A 19,840-nucleotide genomic window follows, 5' to 3' on the forward strand; every position below is an offset into this window, starting at 1 on the left:
TACATAGGTTTTAGCGCGTGAACGGGCAGCATTCAGAAAAGGGGATAGAGTTATGCTGGAACATTTCGGGGATATAACAATGATTCAGGAGGTCCTTCAGCAGGCGCAGACAGGACTCTGGATCATAGAGATAGAAGAAGGGAAAGAACCCAGGATGTACGCAGACAGAGCCATGCTGGGGCTGCTGGGTCTGGATGAGGAGCCGGAACCGGAGGTCTGCTACAGGGCCTGGTATGACAGGATCGTGCCGGAATATTATCCGCAGGTCCAGGAAGTGGTGGAGCAGATGATAAGCCACAGGCGTGCGGAGGTACAATACCCCTGGAGACATCCGAAATGGGGAAGGATCTATGTCCGCTGCGGCGGTGTACAGGATGACAGCTATAAAGAGGGAATCCGGCTGCGGGGTTATCACCAGAATATCACAGACACCATCAGGGCCGAGCAGGAATCCGATGCGGTCATCAGGACGTTAAGTGAACGGTACAAAGGGATTTATCTGTGCAATATAGAGACAGAGAAGATCAAGACCATAAAGGATTACCAGGAAATCGGCAGATACGTGAGCGGCTGTTCCAGCCTTCGGGAGTTCCTGTGCGTCTATGCCTCAGGGAGTGTGCTTCCGGAGTACAGAAAATATTTTCTGGAGCTGGCATCAGGAAACAGGCTGCCGGAGCGGCTGAACGGCCAGGGGAGCCGTGTGGAATATACCTACCGTGTGGCATCCGGTGACTGGAGGCAGATACTCCTTCTGCCCTTTGCCGTATCCGGTGTGGAAAGCCCTATTGTCATCATGGCCTTTGACGACCAGAATGCGGAGATGGAGCAGCATTATGACCAGATGATCGCCCAGGTGGCAGTGTCCAGAATGTACACGCTGGCTGTCAGTGTGGATGTGGGAAGAACGGAATACCACTGTGTCCACTATGCGGAGAAGAGTATGGAGTTCAGGCGGAACGGCAGTTTTGCGGACTATACGGCGCAGCTTAGGAAGTGTGTCTATGAGGAGGACAGGGAAGTCCTGGAAAGCCTCTACCGGGAGGAGAGCTACCGGGACAGAAGGTGGCTGGAAGGCGAACTGCGCATGTGGGATAAGAGACACCAGCTTCACTACTATTCGTATTATTCAGCGCTCATAGAGCAGGATACCGGCGGCGGTTTTTTGCTGCTGATGCGGAACGTGGATGCCAGACGTGCGGAGGATGAGAAGAACCGCCAGGCCCTTTTAACAGCCTACGAATCAGCCAGGACTGCCAATGAGGCCAAAACCAGTTTCCTTGCCAGAATGTCCCATGACATCCGGACTCCTATGAATGCCATTGTGGGGATGACCGCCATAGCCCAGGCAAATGCGGGGGATTCGGAGAAGATACAGGACTGCCTGGATAAGATCAGTGTTTCCAGTGAGCATCTTCTGAAGCTTCTCAATGAAGTTCTGGATATGACCAGGATTGAGACGGGCAAAATAATCCTTGCCCGGGAATCTATTTGCCTGCAGGAACTGATGCGTGATATCGGCACTATAATCGGGCATGAGACAGAGGAAAAGAGCCATAGGCTTACCGTATGTACAGATGAGATCATACACGGGAATGTGCAGGGGGACACCGGCCGTATCCGGCAGATTCTGCTGAATCTCATAACAAATGCGGTGAAATATACCCCGGACGGCGGATGTATCGGTATTGCCGTCAGAGAGAAGGCGTCTGACATATGCGGTTATGGTAAATTTGAGTTCATTGTGGAGGATAACGGCATCGGAATGGATGAGGGATTTCTGGAGCATGTCTATGATCCCTTTGAGCGCGCCGACGATGAGCGCGTGAAGAACATCCAGGGGACCGGCCTTGGCATGTCCATTGTAAAAGGGCTTGTCAGCATGATGCAGGGTGATGTGCAGGTTCACAGCAGTCCGGGAAAAGGGACTCGTTTTACAGTGACGCTGTATCTGGAGTTACAGGACAGGAATGCAGTTTCCCAGAAGCCGGATACAGACAGAAAGGTCACAGATATCCTGGATAAAACGCCCCTCAGGGATATGAAGGTCCTGTTGGTCGAGGACAATGAGCTGAACCGGGAAATCGCCCGGGAGCTGCTTGGTATGGCCGGAGCGCAGGTGGAACAGGCCGTGAATGGAAGAGAGGCAGTGGATATGGTGCGGGAGAATCCGGAGAGATATCACGCGGTCCTTATGGATATCCGCATGCCGGTCATGAACGGATGCGAGGCGGCCCGCCGCATCCGTACCCTGGGGAGAGAGGATACAGACCGGCTCCCGATCATTGCCATGACAGCCAACGCCTTTTCAGAGGATGTGAAGAAGTCCCTGGATTCCGGCATGAACGCCCATATTGCCAAACCAATCGATATGGAGAAGATCATCAATACGTTACGGGATCTTACGGGATGGGAATCATAGAGAAAAGAACACAGGGTTTTGATCTGCGTATGTGTAAAAAGAAATTGGTGTTGAAAATTTTTTTCAAATATGATATGATTTTTTTGTAAATTGTAAAAATAGTTCAAAGAGGAGCGTGGATTGTGGTAGGAGGAAGCTGCAAGGAAAAAATTTTGGGGAGAATGCACTTGCTTACCAATACAGAAATGAAACTGGCATCTTATATACTGGAGCATTATGAGGAAGTGCTGAACTATAATATAACAGAGCTTGCGGAAGAGGCAGGCGTGAGTGATGCGTCTGTGGTGAGGTTCTGTAAAAGTGTGGGATATAAAGGGTACCAGGACTTCAAGGTGAATGCAGCCAGAGATGTGCTGCCCAGGGACAAGCACTTTAATCCCAGCCTGGAGCAGGGAGATGATCCGGAGACCATCTGCAGGAAAATCTTTGCCTCAGAGGTAAATGTATTAAACAGGACCCTTGCGGGTATTGACCTGCCTTTGCTGACAAAGGTGGCAGACCAGATACGCAGTGCAAAGCGGCTGATCTTCTTCGGCAGCGGCGGCAGCCTTCTGGTGGGAAGGGATGCCCAGCATAAGTTTATGAAGATAGGCATCAGGGCTTTTGTCTATGATGATGCGGATATGCAGCTTATGGTATCGTCTCTTATGGAGGAGGGTGAGCTTGCCTTCGGCATTTCCCACAGCGGAAGCAACTACAATGTAATGAATTGTCTGCGGAACGCCAGAGAGAATGGAGCGGATACGGTGGCTCTGGTGAGTCAGGGAAAGACGCCTCTGTCCAAAATTGCGGATACGGTTCTGTATTCCTCGGCAGAGGAGACTATATTCCAGTCAGAGTCTGTCAGTACAAGGATCGCACAATTGGCCATGATAGATACATTGGTAGCAATCGTAGCCTTTGAAGATTATGAAAACTCCTACATGGCTATCCAGAAAACCAGAAAAGCCACTTCAGAAAATAAATTGTAAACAGGTAATACAAATCGAATGCCGCTGCAGGTCGTTGTGATCTGCAGCGGTTTTTTTGTTCAGGCTCTCCGGTCCGGACAGCAGGATGACTGCGCAGGTCTGCACGCTGTCAGGTGGTCAGCCAGATGGGGATTTTATGGCTGTAACTGAAAAAAAATTACAGAAAAGACAAAAATAATGTGAAAATAAAGCGGAATACTTTTTGAAAAATATTTTTATTTAATCCTTTGCAAAGATGAAAAACAATGAAAATACAGCAATATAGACAAAAATAGAGTCCTAAATTGAAAATAATTTACAAAAAATAAAATTACTATTGAAAATTATTTTTAAACATGCTATGATGTCATCAAGATAAAAAAAGGAGTGAGAAAGTATGAGAGCAGTTGTTTTGAACGGTCCGAATGATTTCGCACCAACAGATCTGCCGAAGCCTCAAATCGGAGATAATGACATACTTCTGGAGATGAAGAAAGCCGCGATCTGCGGAACAGATATGCGGATTCTTGCAGGAACCAAGACAAAAGGTGTCCGTTATCCGTCCGTGATCGGCCATGAGATGTGCGGTGTCATCAGTGAGGTGGGAAAGAATGTTTCAGGATTCCAGGCGGGAGACAAGGTTTCCATCGCCAATGTGATCCCCTGCGGCTCCTGTCCGGCCTGTCTGGCGGGAAGGGAAAACGCCTGTATGAACCGTAAGGCAGTGGGATATGAGTTTGACGGAGGCTTTGAAGAATATGTGCTGATCCCGGAGATCGCCATCAAGAGCGGCAATGTCATCAAACTTCCGGATCATGTATCCTTCACCGCAGGCGCTTTGATAGAACCTCTGGCCTGCTGTATCCGCGGTCTTAAAAATGCCGGTACCGGATTCAATGATACCGTGCTGATAGTAGGAGCCGGACCGATCGGACTGATGCACATGCAGCTTTCCAGGATTGCCGGAGCAAAGCAGGTGATCGTCAGCGAACCCAACGAGATGAGACGCCAGGTTGCCCTTGAACTGGGCGCAGACAGAGTGGTAGACCCCACCAGTGAGAACCTGGAACAGATCATCAAGGAAGCCACCGGCGGCATGGGAGCAGATGTGATCGTTATGGCCATAGGCGTACCGGCACTTGTGAATTCCACTTTGAAGCTCTGTAAAAAAGGCGGTACTGTAAACCTCTTCGCAGGCTTTGCCGGAACAGGCGAGTGCACCATAGAGGTAAATACCATCCATTATAATGAAATAACGGTCAACGGCAGTACAGCTTATAAGCGTGCTGATTATCTGGAAGCGGCGGATATGGTTATGTCAGGCAAGATCAATCTGGATAAGATCGCAACACATACATATAAAATTGATGATTTCCAGCAGGCTTACGAGATGTGCAAAAGCGGCCAGGGCCTGAAAGTGATCATTGAACCATAGGATCACACAGCAGTGTGTGAACAGCAGCAGAAAAATTACAATATTTTATGATAAAAAAGGAGATTAAAATTATGGCAATGTTAGGTAAAGAAGTAAGAATGAGCAGACTGGTTAACCCGAAGAGCAACAAAATGATGGCAATCACAGTTGACCATGCAACTTCCAGGGGAATCGCACCTCTGACAGGACTGCATCATGTACAGGATACTATTGATAAGATCATTCTGGGAAGACCGGATGCCATGACACTGACAAAGGGAATCGCAGAACACTGCATGTGGAACCACGCAGGCGAAGTGGCAATGCTCATGAAGATCTCCAACTATTCCCCGGTAGCCCCCACCAAAGACACCATCTTCGGCACTGTAGATGAAGCCATCCGCATGGGCGCTGACGCTGTATCTATGGGATGCATGACACTGGGAGATTTCCAGGGCGAGCAGTTTGAGGCCATCGGCAGGGTTTCAGAGGAATGTATGAGAAAAGGAATGCCGCTGATTGGACATGTATATCCCAAGGGAGAGAGCGTAAAACCGGAAGACAGAACAGCCTGGGAAAACATTGCATACTGTGTGAGAAGTGCCTGTGAGCTGGGTATGGATATCATCAAGACAACCTATACAGGTGACCCGGAAAGCATGGCAAAAGTAGTGGCAACCGTACCTTCCACCTTCCGTATCGTTATCCAGGGCGGCGATGCCTGCAAGACACTGGATGACTATCTGCAGATGACAAGAGACGCTATGGACTGTGGTGTCGGCGGCGTGACCATGGGAAGATTCGTATGGGATTACAAAGATGTGACAGCACTTGTGATTGCTCTTCGTTACATTATCCACGAGGGATACAGCGTAAAAGAAGCAAAAGAGCTTTTAGCTCAGCTTGAAAACGACAAAAACTACAGCGAATTCTAAGAAAAACCAATAAAGAACGAAACGGGTGTATGAAATGGGAAATAGATACTTATTGGGGGTGGATGTGGGAACCACCAGCATCAAAGTAGCGATTATAGACGAACAGGCCAGGGTTTTGGGCATGAGCAGCAGCTCATACCGGCTGATCACGCCAAATCAGGATTATGCGCAGATCGACACAGAGGATATGTGGAGAGCATATTTAAAATGTATCCGTCTGCTTCAGGAGGGAAAGAACATTGACATGTCCCGGGTGGCAGGAATCAGCATTTCCAGCCTGTGTCCCGGACTGGCTGCCCTGGGGGAAAACGGAGAGGTGCTTACAGACCCCATCATATATTCAGACAGGCGCAGCACCGAGGAGGCGGAGATGATCCTGGAAGCCGTGGGCCGCGAAAAACTTTTTGAGATCACGGCGAACACAGCCATGGCAGGTGCCATGTCAGGAACCTCTATGCTGTGGATCAAGCGGAACCTGCCGGAAGTTTATGAGAAAACAAAATATTTCGGTCATGTAAACACACTGCTGGCCCAGAGGATGTCGGGTAATTTTGCTATTGATTATTCCAATGCGTCCTATACGGATCTGTTCGAGACAACAGGCGGCTTTCAGTGGTCCGAAGTTCTCTGTGAAAAGATTGGGATCGATATGGAGAAGCTGCCTCCGCTTCACGCTTCCACTGACGTTGTGGGAGGGCTTATCCATCCCGACCTGATCCGGATGGGAATTCCCAGAGATACCCCGGTTATTATCGGCGGCGGTGACACAGCCTGCGCGACTCTGGCTGCGGGCGTGACCAAAGCCGGGCAGGTGTGTGAGTCCGTGGGTACCACCAATGTCCTTACTATCTGCGTGGACCAGCCGAAATTCGACAAGGGATTTATCAACAGGTGCCATGTGGTGGAGGGAACCTGGATCTATCAGGGCGCACTGTCCCACACAGGCGCTTCCTACCAATGGTTCCGGGACAATTTCTGCCAGGACCTGGTGGACAGGGCAGTAGGTACAGATAAGACAGCCTTTCAGTTCATGAATGAGGAAGCCGACATGGCAGAGCCGGGAAGCGGCGGCCTTGTATTCCTTCCCTACATGCTTGGTGAGAGAAGCCCCATCTGGGACCCTTACGCCAGGGGCGTCTTCTTCGGCATATCCCTGCAGACCACCAGAAAAGAAATGAACCGGGCGGTCATGGAGGGCTGCGGATACGGACTGAGACAGCTCTCAGAGATCGCCGAACGTGTTACAGGCCGGGAAATCAAGGAATTCACCTCCATCGGAGGAGGAGCCAAGAGCGAGACCTGGGCACAGATCAAAGCGGATATCACAGGAAAAGATATCAAGATTCTGGATATGAATGATATGGCCCCCATCGGCGCAGCACTGCTTGCCGGAGTGGGAGCCGGAATTTTCAAAGATGTCTATGAAGCTGCTGATAAGGTGGAGAAGAAAGTATATAAAGTTATCCGAAGCAGCCGGGCACATGATGATATCTACAACAAAAGGTATCAGGTATATATACAGTTATATCCACAGATTAAGGAATTATATAAGATTGGGAGTAATTTACATTAGTAAAAAAGGAGAAGAAAAATGAAGAAAAGAGTATTAGCAGCAATAATGACAGCAGCAATGATCTGTACCGGTCTGGCAGGATGCGGAGGAAACGCTTCCGGAAGCACAGATGCTTCAGGCAAAGCGGAAAAGAAGACAAAAATCACCATCGCTGTTCCGGACCCGGAATCCTCTTACATATATCAGGCAGCGCAGGAATTCGCAGACCGGGCCAGTGAGTATTCTGACGGAACTTTGGAATTCACGGTTTCCGGAAACGGTTCCCTCTACGGCGGCGATACCGCTGCAGGTATCAAACAGCTCTCAGCAGGTTCCCTGCAGATGCTGATCCTGGCAAGCAGCGTATATGCCAGCTTTGAACCGGGTTATAATGTGATATCCGTACCTTATATGTTTGATGACCAGCAGCAGCTTCTGGATTATTTGAACAGCGACACAGGAAAAGAACTGATGAACCGTGTTTCCGATATGGGAATCACTACGGTGGGAAGCTGGACCAGATCCTTCCGTAAGATCACCAATTCCAAAAACCCTGTGAGCAAACCGGAGGATTTAAAGGGTATGGTCCTCAGAGTACCCAATAATGCACTGTATGTGGAATTCTTTGGTGCCTGCGGTGCGGTGACAACACCCATGAACTTCAGTGAGGTTTATAATGCGCTTCAGTTAAATACTCTGGACGGACAGGAAAATCCGGTGGATGTTCCCTTCTCCAACAAGTTCTATGAAGTACAGAAATACATCTCCGGAACAGACCATATGGCAGACGCATGGCTTGTAGGAATCAACAGCGAAGTTTTCAAAGGTTTATCCGAGAAACAGCAGGATGCCATCACAAAGGCCGGTGAGGAAGTACAGCAGTGGAATGTTGATTTTATGGAAAAAGAAGATGAGACTGCCCTGCAGACCCTGCTTGACAACGGCATGGAGTACAATGACATTTCCGACGAAGGTCGTGAGGAATTCGTTAAAGTATCCCAGTCCTGCTACGATAAGTTCAAAGAACTGATCGATGACGATGAGCTGTTCGACGCTACGGCAAAATTCTGCGGTAAAAACTAAGAAAATGGTGGAGGTGTTCTTATGGAACGAAAGAAAACAGCCCTGTCCAGATTCTTTGATGTGATCGACGGAGTGGAGAATGCAGTCCTTGCCGTTATGGTGGTGGGCATGATATTCACGATCCTGGTGCAGATCATTGGGCGTGTCATCGGACATCCTTTTCCCTGGACAGAGGAGACCAGCAGGTATCTCTTCCTGTGGATGATGTTCGTGGCACTGGCGGCAGGCTTTAACCAGGCGGAATCTTCCCGTGTCACCCTGTTTGTGGCAAAGGGACCCAAATGGCTTAGAAAATTCAGCGAAATATTATATGCGGTGATAGTGACTCTGTTTTTCGGCTTCATGATCATTTACGGATGGGAAGTCGTGCAGCAGCAGATCATGATGAAGGAAATGGGAACAGCGCTTATGATTCCCATGTATCTGATCGGCATTTGCCAGCCGATCGCCGGTGTACTGGGTATCATCGGTGTCCTGCAGAGCTTTATGGAATATCACGGAAATGTGGAGATTGCAGGAAAAAGCAAAAAAGATAAAGAAACAGAAGAGAAGGAGGGGTGACAGCAGATGGTAATGAGTATTACGTTATTGGTGGTTTTCATGCTGCTGATGTTCCTGGGAGTTCCCATTGCGATTTCCCTTGGTGCGGCATCTGTGTTTACAATTGTGACAATGTCTTCTCTGCCTCTTTCCATGGCGGCACAGTCCATGTTTACATCTATGAACAGCTTTATTATGGTTGCGGTCCCGCTGTTTATTCTGTGCGGTTCCCTTATGGATGAAGGCGGAGTTGCGGATAAGATCTATGATCTGGCTGAGTCCATGGTTGGCTGGATTTTCGGAGGCCTGGGCCATGTATCTGTTGTGGTAAATATGCTTTTTGCGGGTATGTCCGGTTCCTCTGTAGCGGCCATCGCATCCATCGGTAAGATGAGTATCAATGCCTTGGAGAAGAAAGGCTACCCCAAGGATTATGCCACAGCCATCAACCTGTCGGGTTCCATGCTGGCGTCAGTGATTCCCCCCAGTATCCTGATGATCAACGCAGCGGCAACCGCCAATGTGTCCATTGGACAGGCACTGCTGGCAGGACTAATCCCCGGAATCATTATCGGTCTCATTTTTATGGTTTACAATTACTTCTATTGTAAAAAGCATAATATCGGTGACCGTACTCCTTTCCAGGGAAAACGCCTGGGCAAAGCATTTGTGAGCGCCATTCCCGCGCTGCTGACACCTGTGATCCTGTTGGGCGGCGTATATACAGGATTTTATACCCCCACAGAGGGTGCAGCGATCGCTGTTGTCTACACCATACTGGTTTCCGTATATGTTTATAAGAACCTGAAATGGAGAGATATCCCCCGCATTATCTGCAAAAATGCCCGTTCCACAGGAACGATCCTCTTTGTGGCCATCGCGGCAAAGCCTGCATCACTGATCTTTGAGCTGGACGGACTTCCAAGCGCAGTGGCGAATATGATCACAGGTATTTCCGACAACCGTATTGTCATCATGTTTGTGCTTTACCTGTTCCTGATCTGTGTGGGCATGTTCATGGATGCCACAGCGGCAATCTTCATTCTGGTTCCCATCCTTCTTCCTGCAGTGCAGGCAGTCGGTGTATCTCCGCTGTTCTTCGTGGTATTCCTGGTAATCACCCTGTCCTTCGGACTGATCACCCCGCCGGTGGGCGTATGTCTCTACGCGGCGCAGAATGTCACGGGGCTTGAATTGGAGAAGATCATCAAGGCATCCGTGCCGTGGATTATTCTGATCGCAGTTGCGTTATGTATCTTTATAGTATTTCCATCTATCATCACAGTGCCTGTGGGCCTCATATTCGGCTGACAGCACTGACAGAAAACGGCGCCGCCCCTTAGAAAGCATACAAGCAGGTGTGATAAGGGACGTGTGCCGGGACACAGGACAGGGAACATTCAAGGAGGAATTGTTATGAAAATTGTAGTGTTGGACGGATATACAGAGAACCCGGGAGATTTAAGCTGGGAACCTCTTGAAAAATACGGGGAGCTTACGGTATATGACCGTACCTCCTATGTGGACTCACCGCTGATTGCCGAGAGGATCGGGGACGCGGAAGTGGTAGTTATGAATAAGACACCGATCACCAGAGAGACCATAGAGAAATGCCCGAACATCAAACTGATCGCCGTGCTGGCTACCGGATACAATGTGGTAGACTGCGCTTATGCAAAGGAAAAAGGAATCCCGGTGGTGAATGTGCCGACCTACGGGACACAGATCGTAGGCCAGTATGCAGTGGGCCTTCTTCTGGAAATCTGCTCCCACTATGGACATCATGCGCAGACGGTAGCTGAGGGCAGATGGGAGAGCAATGCGGACTGGTGCTACTGGGACTACCCCATGATAGAGCTTTACGGCAAGACGGCAGGCATTATCGGACTGGGACGGATCGGCCAGGCAACAGCAAAAATCCTTCAGGCAATGGATATGAAGGTGCTCGCCTACGACGCTTACCAGAGCGAGGCAGGGAAAAAGCTGGCAGAGTATGTGGACTTAGACACCCTGTTTGCCCGGTCGGATGTGATCTTCCTTCACTGTCCTCTCTTCCCGGAGACAGAAGGCATAATCAATAAAGAAAATATCTCGAAAATGAAAGACGGCGTGATTCTCATCAACAACAGCCGTGGACAACTGGTAGTGGAACAGGATCTGGCGGATGCCCTTAACAGCGGGAAAGTATATGCCGCAGGTCTGGACGTTGTGTCCACAGAGCCGATCAAAGGCAGTAATCCGCTGCTGAAGGCAAAGAACTGCTTCATTACACCCCACATTTCCTGGGCAGCCCAGGCATCCCGCCAGCGGATCATGGACATTACCGCTGACAATATCAGGGCTTATGCAGAAGGCAGTCCTGTGAATGTTGTGAATAAGTAAAGCAATGCGGAGAGAGGAGTGAAGTGCAGTGGGGAATAAGGTATCATTTGACTATTCTAAGGCAGCGGGCTTTGTCAGTGCCCATGAAGTAGAATATATGAAAGAAGCCGCCGAAAGAGCCAGAGCTGCGCTGGCAGCAAAAAACGGCGTGGGAAACGATTTCCTGGGATGGATCAACCTGCCTGTTGATTATGACAGGGAAGAGTTCGCGGCTATCAAAAAGGCGGCTGAAAAGATCCAGTCCGATTCAGAGGTTCTGGTGGTGATCGGCATCGGCGGTTCCTACCTGGGTGCCAGGGCAGCCATTGAATTTCTGAGACATGGATTCTATAATAATATCAGCAGAGAGCTGAGAAAAACGCCTGAGATTTATTTTGCAGGCAACAATATCAGCAGTACCTATCTGAAAGGGCTGATCGATGTGATCGGGGACCGGGATTTTTCCGTCAACGTGATCTCCAAGTCAGGAACCACCACGGAACCGGCGATCGCTTTTCGTGTATTCAAGGAAATGCTGGAGAAGAAATACGGCAGGAAAGAAGCTGCAGGCAGAATCTATGCCACCACGGACAAGGCCCGGGGAGCTTTAAAGAGTCTGGCAGAAGCGGAAGGCTATGAGACATTTGTTGTGCCTGACGATGTGGGCGGCCGTTTCTCCGTGCTGACCGCAGTGGGCCTGCTTCCCATCGCAGTCAGCGGCGCAGATTTTGACAGGCTCATGGAAGGAGCCGCTTTTGGACGGGAAAACGCACTGCATCTTCCATATGAAGAGAACGACGCACTCCTTTACGCGGCAGTCCGCAATATTCTTCTGCGCAAAGGCAAATCCGTAGAGCTGCTGGCAAACTATGAACCCAGCGTGCACTACGTGTCGGAATGGTGGAAGCAGCTCTACGGGGAGAGCGAAGGCAAAGACCAGAAAGGACTCATGCCCGCTTCCGTTGACCTGACCACAGACCTTCATTCCATGGGTCAGTTCATCCAGGACGGATCCAGAATCATGTTCGAGACAGTCCTCAATGTGGAGAAACCCAGGGAGGAACTGGTCATCAAAGAAGAAGCGGCAGATCTTGACGGCCTCAATTATCTGGCGGGAAAAACCGTTGACTTCATCAATAAAAGCGCAATGAACGGCACGGCGCTGGCTCATACCGACGGCAATGTGCCAAACCTTCGGGTAAATATACCGGAACAGAATGAGTTCTGTCTGGGGCAGTTATTCTATTTCTTTGAATTTGCCTGCGGCGTCAGCGGTTATCTGCTGGGAGTGAATCCCTTTAACCAGCCGGGCGTTGAGAGTTATAAGAGCAACATGTTCGCTCTGCTGGGAAAGCCGGGATATGAGGAAAAGCATGCGGAGTTAATGGAAAGACTGTAGACTTAAAAGTTGTTTGTATTCTGTTTGTCCCGGAAGAAACCAGGCCGGAAAATGCGGTATTTGGGCCTTTCGGGACAGTGAAAAAAATTTTTTTAAAAAAATTAAAAAAAGGACTTGATTTTTTTTGAGTTATCCTTTATAATTCATTTTGTTGCAAAACAATGGGCTATCGCCAAATGGTAAGGCAACGGACTCTGACTCCGTCATTTCAAGGTTCGAATCCTTGTAGCCCAGCTAAGAATCAATATCCCAGACTAAGTGTCTGGGATATTTTGGTATACAGGAATAATTGTTATATACCCGGGAGGCAGAAAAAATGAAATACTCTTTTGAAAGTTATGTCCGCTACAGTGAGATTGGGGAGGACAGGAATCTGACCCTGAATTCCGTCATCAATTATTTCCAGGACTGCAGTACCTTTCATTCGGAACATACAGGTGTGGGGATTGATTATCTGCAGGAGAAGAACCGGGTATGGGTCCTTTCCTCCTGGCAGATCGTTGTGGACCGGTATCCAAAGCTCTGCGAGAAAATAAAAATAACTACCTGGCCCTATGCGTTTAAGCGTTTTCTGGGAAGCAGGAATTTTACCATGGAGGATGAGAGCGGGGCAACGGTTGCCTATGCCAACTCTCTGTGGACATATCTGGATCTGGAGACCGGTATGCCGGCAAATGTATCAGAGCAGCAGATCGAGGCCTATACACTGGAAGAGAAATATCCCATGGAATATGCGCCCAGGAAGATCAAAATGCCTGTGGACACGGCAGAGTATGAGAGCTTTCCCGTGCGTCCCCACCATCTGGATACCAATCACCATGTAAACAACGGACAGTACGTGGCTATGGCAGAGGAATACGTGCCTGCCGGATTCTGTGTGCACCAGATGCGGGCGGAGTACAAGGGACAGGCAGTGCTGGGAGATATCATAGTACCAAAAGTGAAGCAGGAGCAGGGGGTATGTACCGTGGCTCTCTGCAGTGAGAACGGCGAACCCTATGCGGTTGTGGAATTAAAGGAGAAAAAAGAATGGAATTAGGCAGAAAACAGAAACTGGTTGTTGTGAAGGCTGTGGATTTCGGTGTGTATCTGGGAGACAGACCGGACGCAGGGGAAACGGACAGAGTGCTCCTTCCCGGCAAAGAGGTGCCGGAGGGGACGAAGGAAGGGGACCAGATGGAGGTATTCCTCTATAAGGATTCCTCTGACCGTCTGATCGCAACCACCAGGACTCCGGCACTGATGATGGACCAGGTGGGATTTTTGAAAGTTGCCCAGGTGACGAAGATCGGAGCATTCCTGGACTGGGGACTGGAAAAAGACCTGTTCCTTCCATATAAAGAACAGACAAAGAAGGTGCATGAGGGGGAGGAAGTGCTGGTATCCCTCTATATAGACAAGAGCAGCCGTCTGTGCGCTACCATGAAAGTGTATCACTACCTCAAGACAAATTCTCCCTACATTATAGGAGATACTGTGACAGGTGTGGTGTATGAGCACAGTGACAACTTCGGCGTATTTGTGGCAGTGGACGGGCAGTATTCCGGCCTGATTCCAAAACAGGAGGCCCAGGGCAATTATAAGGTGGGCGAGGAGCTGACACTGCGTGTCACTCAGGTCAGGGAAGACGGCAAGCTGAATTTGAGCGCAAAGCAGAAGGCCCATATCCAGCTCCATGAAGATGCCGAGAGCGTGTATGAGATCATCAGGGAGTTTGAAGGTGTTCTGCCCTTTGATGACAAGGCTTCACCGGAAATCATAAAGCGTGAGTTCGGCCTGAGCAAGAATGCGTTCAAACGCGCTGTGGGGCATTTGCTCAAAGAAGAGAAAATAGAACTGAAAAACCATAAAATTTATATACGTTAGATGCTTCACGAATAGGAAAAGGTATGATATACTTGTACCGTAAATCAATTTATCAAATTCTTTTTTGTACTTGTCCAGAAGGAGGAAAATAAGTGGACTCGATAGATTATTATGACCGATACGCGGTACCTTATTATGAAGAAACTGTAGAACTGAGCATGGAGGAGCAGCTTCAGCGTTTTATGGACCTGCTGCCTGAGAATGCAGAGGTTCTTGATTTGGGCTGTGGGTCGGGAAGAGACACCTTGTTTCTCGAAGACGAAGGATTCAGCGTAACCGCAATGGACGGCTCCGCCAGAATGTGTGAGCTGGCAGAGATTCATACGGGCCGGGATATCCTGCATCTGCGCGTGGAAGACATGGAGTTTGACGATGTATTTCATGGTATCTGGGCGTGTGCCGTATTGGGGCATTTCCCGCCGGACAAGATCCAGGAAGTGATGCAGAAGATTCTCAATGCACTGAAGGATGACGGTGTTCTGTATTTTTCTGTGCGCAAAGGCGACAGGAACGGCAGATACAACGGTCGTTATTACTACGATTACAGCAGGGATTCCCTGGATGACCTTCTGGATTCGATTCCGAATATCAAAGTGCTGGACATCTGGAAGACCAGCGATGCCCGCGGCGAGGATCACAATAACAGGTGGTACAATGTGCTGCTTCGGAAAGTAAAAAATAAAGAAGAATAGACACCATACAGGAACAGTAAAACAGAGGAGAACAACAGTGGAATTTACCCATTTACATGTACATACAGAGTACAGCCTGTTGGACGGTTCTAATAAAATAAATGAATATGTAGCCAGAGTAAAAGAACTGGGAATGGATAGTGCAGCCATAACGGACCACGGTGTCATGTTTGGCTGCATAGATTTTTATAGGGCGGCAAAAGCTGCAGGAATCAAGCCTATTCTGGGATGTGAAGTCTATGTGGCGCCCGGTTCCCGGTTTGACAAGGAGATTGGCAGAGAAGAGGACCGTTACTATCACCTGGTACTTTTAGCTGAAAACCAGGAGGGCTACCAGAATCTGATGAAAATTGTATCCACGGGTTTCGTGGACGGTTTTTATTACAAACCACGTGTAGACCTGGAGATTCTGGAAAAATACCATGAAGGAATTATTGCATTAAGCGCTTGTCTTGCAGGAGAAGTTGCAAGAGATATCACAAAAGGTTTTTATGAGGAGTCCAAAAAAGCGGCTCTGCGATATGAAGAGATTTTCGGAAAGGGGAATTTTTTCCTGGAACTGCAGGACCACGGTATACCGGAGCAGCACAGAGTGAATCAGCAGCTTGTGCGTATGAGCAGGGAGACGGGAATTGAACTGGTGGCTACCAATGATATCCACTATACCTACAGCACAGACGCGGAGGCCCATGACATTCTCCTGTGCGTGCAGACCGGCAAAAGGCTTCAGGACGAGGACAGAATGCGCTATGAGGGCGGCCAGTATTACGTGAAATCCGTGGAGGAGATGGCAGCCCTGTTTCCCTATGCACCGGAGGCTCTGGAGAATACCCACAAGATAGCCAAGCGCTGTAATGTGGAGATAGAATTCGGCGTGACAAAGCTGCCGAAATTTGATGTCCCGGAGGGCTATACAGCCTGGGAATACCTGAACAAGCTGTGTTTTGACGGGCTTGCCGAGAGGTACAGCGGCAATATGGAAGAGCTGGAAGAGCGTCTGAACTATGAGCTTAATGTTATTAAGAATATGGGATATGTGGATTATTTCCTGATCGTATGGGATTTTATCCGGTATGCCAGGGACCACGATATCATTGTGGGACCGGGGCGTGGTTCCGCTGCAGGAAGCCTTGTGTCATACACTCTGGGAATCACCAAGCTGGACCCTATCAAATACAATCTGCTCTTTGAGCGTTTCCTGAATCCGGAACGTGTGTCCATGCCTGATATTGACGTGGACTTCTGCTTCGAGCGGAGGCAGGAGGTCATCGACTATGTGGTGGAGAAGTACGGCAAGGACCGGGTGGTGCAGATTGTCACCTTCGGTACCATGGCTGCCAGAGGTGTCATCCGGGATGTGGGCCGTGTTATGGACCTGCCCTATGCCCAGTGTGATGCTATCGCCAAGATGATCCCCACAGAGCTGAACATCACCATTGACAAGGCCATGAAGATGAATCCTGAGCTGAGGGGTCTCTATGAGGCGGATGAGACGGTGAAAAAGCTCATTGACATGAGCAAGAGGCTGGAGGGGCTTCCGAGACATACCTCCATGCACGCGGCGGGCGTGGTGATCAGCCAGAAGCCCGTAGTGGAGTATGTCCCCCTCTCCAGGGCATCCGATGGTTCCCTGGTGACGCAGTTTACCATGACCACGCTGGAGGAGCTGGGTCTTCTGAAGATGGACTTTCTGGGCCTGCGTACCCTGACGGTTATCCAGAATGCGGCAAAACTGGTGGCGCGTGACAAGGGTGTGGATTTGGATATGGACCACATAGACTATGATGACAAGAAAGTGTATGCCATGCTGGGAGCCGGTAAGACGGAAGGCGTGTTCCAGCTTGAGAGCGGCGGGATGACAAGCTTTATGAAGGAGTTAAAGCCCGGTAATCTGGAGGATGTCATTGCGGGAATCTCCCTATACCGTCCCGGCCCCATGGATTTTATCCCCCAGTATATCAGAGGAAAGAACAATCCCGGGAGCATCACATACGACTGTCCGGAGCTGGAGCCTATTCTGGATGCCACCTACGGCTGTATTGTATACCAGGAGCAGGTTATGCAGATCGTGCGGAGCCTGGGCGGCTATACCCTGGGAAGAAGTGATATGGTGCGCCGCGCCATGAGTAAGAAGAAAGCATCCGTCATGGAGAAGGAGCGTCAGAACTTTGTCTACGGCAACGAGGACGAAGGGGTTCCCGGCTGCGTCAACCGGGGGATCAGCGAACAGGTGGCTAACAAGATCTATGACGAAATGATAGACTTTGCAAAATACGCTTTCAACAAATCCCATGCGGCAGCCTATGCGGTTGTGGCCTACCAGACCGCGTTTTTAAAATATTACTATCCCGTGGAATTTATGGCAGCCCTCATGACATCTGTGATCGATAATCCATCCAAGGTGTCTGAATATATCCTCTCCAGCAGAAGGATGGGAATCGACATTCTCCCCCCTGATATCAACAAGGGAGAAAGTTCCTTTTCTGTGGACGGAGGTTCCATACGTTACGGCCTTTCCGCCATTAAGAGCATCGGAAGACCTGTCATTGAGGGACTTGTGGAGGAGAGAAACCTGCGGGGAGAGTTTAAAACACTCCGGGATTTCATAGAGCGCATGTCCGGGCGTGACATAAATAAGCGGACCATAGAAAACTTCATCAAGGCAGGTGCATTTGACGGTATTCCCGGCAACCGACGCCAGAAGATGATGGTCTATGTACAGATACTGGATGCGGTGAACCAGGAGAAAAAAACTGCCATGACCGGGCAGATGAGCCTTTTTGACCTGGTCTCCGAGGAGGAAAAGGAAGCTTACGAGATCCGTATGCCGAATGTGGAGGAGTATCCCAAGGAAGCAAAACTGGCATTTGAAAAAGAAGTGCTGGGTGTGTATATCAGCGGTCATCCTCTGGAAGAATATGAACAGAGGTGGAGAAACAACATCACTGCAGTAACCACGGATTTCCTGCCTGATGATGAGACCGGAATGCCCAGGGTCATGGATAATTCCAAGGTCACTGTGGGCGGCATGATCACAGGCAAGACCATCAAATATACCAAGACCAACAAGGTAATGGCTTTCCTCACAGTGGAGGATCTTGTGGGAACCGTGGAGATTGTTGTTTTCCCAAGGGATTATGAGAAGAATGCCCAGCTCATGGAGGTGGACGACAAAGTATTTATCCAGGGAAGAGTGTCGGCGGAGGATGAAAAGGCCAGCAAACTGATCTGTGAAAATATACGTTCCTTTGACGATGTACCCAGTGAACTGTGGGTGCAGTTTGCCACAAAAGAGGATTTTCTGTCAGGTGAGGAAGAATTTTACAGGCTGTTGAATGACTCGGACGGAAGGGACTCTGTGGTGGTATATATCCGCTCTCCCAAGGCTGTAAAACGGCTCGGCCCGTCCAGGAATGTAAAGATAAATGGAGAACTTCTTGGCAAACTGTACGAAAAGTACGGCTCTGACAACGTAAAAGTTGTGGAAAAGAGTATTGAAAAACTTACCAAAATGCATTAAAATAAGGAAGATTAGAGGTAACTATTCAGATTGCTGAACAGTTTAAGATTAGAGGTCAAGAGGGAATCATGAAAATACAGTAATGGAGGAGAAAAATGGCTGCGAATAAAGAAATCAAGACAATCGGTGTTTTAACCAGCGGCGGGGATGCCCCGGGTATGAATGCTGCCATCCGTGCAGTTGTAAGACGAGGCCTGAGCCGCGGTATTAACATGAAAGGTGTTTTAAAGGGATACAACGGATTATTAAACGAAGAGATAATTGATTTGACAGCCGTGGACGTTTCCGATACCATCCAGAGAGGCGGTACGATTCTTTATACGGCACGCTGCGCAGAATTCCGTACAGAGGAAGGACAGAGACGCGGTGCTGAAGTGTGCAGAAAGCACGGAATTGACGGCCTTGTCGTGATCGGTGGTGACGGTTCCTTTGCCGGTGCGCAGAAGCTGGCCAATCTGGGAATCAATGCTGTAGGTGTTCCGGGAACCATCGACCTGGATATTGCATGTACGGAATATACGATCGGTTTTGATACCGCTGTGAATACAGCTATGGAAGCCATCGACAAAGTGCGTGATACCTCCACCTCACATGAGCGTGTCAGCATTATCGAAGTTATGGGAAGAAATGCCGGATATCTGGCACTGTGGTGTGGTATTGCCAATGGCGCCGAGGATGTTCTTCTTCCTGAAAAATATGACTATGACGAACAGCAGATTATAAATAATATTATTGATAATCGTAAAAAAGGCAAGAAGCATCATATTATTATCAATGCCGAGGGTATCGGACATTCTGAGGCAATGGCAAAGCGTATCGAGGCTGCCACAGGCATTGAGACAAGGGCCACCATACTGGGACACATGCAGCGAGGCGGAAGCCCTACATGTAAGGACCGTGTATATGCATCCATCATGGGCGCGAAAGCGGTGGATGTCCTGCTGGAAGGCAAGACCAAGAGAGTTATCGGTTACAAGAATGGCGAGTATGTGGATTTTGACATCAACGAGGCACTGGCTATGAAGAAAACCATTCCGGATTATCAGTTTGAGATCAGCTATTCTCTGTCACACAATTACAGCAAGAACGTATAAATTTTTTCCTGCCGC

Annotated in this window: 15 protein-coding genes and 1 tRNA gene; all 16 read left to right on the forward strand. The window is 49.2% G+C overall.

Annotation, left to right across the window (positions count from 1 at the left end):
* The first annotated feature begins 52 nt into the window (after positions 1-52).
* The 16 genes from WMO65_RS16615 to pfkA all read left to right on the forward strand — a co-directional run bounded on the left by WMO65_RS16615 (position 53) and on the right by pfkA (position 19,825).
* The gene (locus tag WMO65_RS16615; RefSeq protein WP_148391810.1) at positions 53-2,419 is read left to right on the forward strand and encodes a PAS domain-containing hybrid sensor histidine kinase/response regulator; all 2,367 of its coding nucleotides are present in this window, start codon (positions 53-55) and stop codon (positions 2,417-2,419) included.
* A 122-nt stretch (positions 2,420-2,541) separates the two neighbouring features.
* Entirely contained in the window at positions 2,542-3,390 is an 849-nt protein-coding gene (locus WMO65_RS16620; RefSeq protein ID WP_033144053.1) for a MurR/RpiR family transcriptional regulator, read from the forward strand.
* A gap of 376 nt (positions 3,391-3,766) precedes the next feature.
* Entirely contained in the window at positions 3,767-4,804 is a 1,038-nt protein-coding gene (locus WMO65_RS16625) for a zinc-dependent dehydrogenase (RefSeq protein WP_033144054.1), read from the forward strand.
* Positions 4,805-4,875: 71 nt separating this feature from the next.
* Positions 4,876-5,718 (forward strand): class I fructose-bisphosphate aldolase, encoded by an 843-nt coding sequence (locus WMO65_RS16630; RefSeq protein ID WP_033144055.1) that lies wholly within the window; start codon positions 4,876-4,878, stop codon positions 5,716-5,718.
* 34 nt (positions 5,719-5,752) lie between these two features.
* Positions 5,753-7,291, forward strand: coding sequence for a xylulokinase (locus WMO65_RS16635; RefSeq protein ID WP_033144056.1), 1,539 nt, complete (start codon positions 5,753-5,755; stop codon positions 7,289-7,291).
* A gap of 18 nt (positions 7,292-7,309) precedes the next feature.
* Complete coding sequence (locus WMO65_RS16640) at positions 7,310-8,353, forward strand: DctP family TRAP transporter solute-binding subunit (protein ID WP_033144057.1); 1,044 nt, start codon at positions 7,310-7,312, stop codon at positions 8,351-8,353.
* A 21-nt stretch (positions 8,354-8,374) separates the two neighbouring features.
* The gene (locus WMO65_RS16645; protein WP_033144058.1) at positions 8,375-8,914 is read left to right on the forward strand and encodes a TRAP transporter small permease; all 540 of its coding nucleotides are present in this window, start codon (positions 8,375-8,377) and stop codon (positions 8,912-8,914) included.
* 6 nt (positions 8,915-8,920) lie between these two features.
* Entirely contained in the window at positions 8,921-10,204 is a 1,284-nt protein-coding gene (locus WMO65_RS16650; RefSeq protein WP_225305228.1) for a TRAP transporter large permease, read from the forward strand.
* 105 nt (positions 10,205-10,309) lie between these two features.
* Positions 10,310-11,275 (forward strand): D-2-hydroxyacid dehydrogenase, encoded by a 966-nt coding sequence (locus WMO65_RS16655; protein ID WP_103732480.1) that lies wholly within the window; start codon positions 10,310-10,312, stop codon positions 11,273-11,275.
* A 28-nt stretch (positions 11,276-11,303) separates the two neighbouring features.
* Positions 11,304-12,653 carry a glucose-6-phosphate isomerase gene (locus tag WMO65_RS16660; protein ID WP_148391811.1) on the forward strand — a complete coding sequence of 450 codons (1,350 nt, stop codon included), beginning with the start codon at positions 11,304-11,306 and terminating at the stop codon, positions 12,651-12,653.
* Positions 12,654-12,815: 162 nt separating this feature from the next.
* Positions 12,816-12,887 (forward strand) — tRNA-Gln (locus WMO65_RS16665).
* Between the two features lie 82 nt (positions 12,888-12,969).
* A complete protein-coding gene (locus WMO65_RS16670; RefSeq protein ID WP_033143325.1) occupies positions 12,970-13,692 on the forward strand; it encodes an acyl-[acyl-carrier-protein] thioesterase in 723 nt (240 codons plus the stop codon).
* Entirely contained in the window at positions 13,683-14,519 is an 837-nt protein-coding gene (locus WMO65_RS16675; RefSeq protein WP_148391812.1) for a CvfB family protein, read from the forward strand. Before WMO65_RS16670 ends, WMO65_RS16675 begins: the two co-directional genes overlap by 10 nt.
* Before the next feature lie 92 nt (positions 14,520-14,611).
* Positions 14,612-15,211, forward strand: a complete 600-nt coding sequence (locus tag WMO65_RS16680) for a class I SAM-dependent DNA methyltransferase (RefSeq protein ID WP_033143327.1) — start codon at positions 14,612-14,614, stop codon at positions 15,209-15,211.
* 37 nt (positions 15,212-15,248) lie between these two features.
* The gene (locus WMO65_RS16685) at positions 15,249-18,731 is read left to right on the forward strand and encodes a DNA polymerase III subunit alpha (RefSeq protein WP_148391813.1); all 3,483 of its coding nucleotides are present in this window, start codon (positions 15,249-15,251) and stop codon (positions 18,729-18,731) included.
* Between the two features lie 95 nt (positions 18,732-18,826).
* Positions 18,827-19,825 (forward strand): 6-phosphofructokinase, encoded by a 999-nt coding sequence (pfkA, locus tag WMO65_RS16690; protein WP_033143329.1) that lies wholly within the window; start codon positions 18,827-18,829, stop codon positions 19,823-19,825.
* The last annotated feature ends 15 nt before the right edge of the window (positions 19,826-19,840 follow it).

Origin of the sequence: Blautia caccae (genome assembly GCF_040095955.1) — a bacterium.
In the GTDB taxonomy this organism is placed as follows: Bacteria; Bacillota; Clostridia; order Lachnospirales; family Lachnospiraceae; genus Blautia; species Blautia celeris.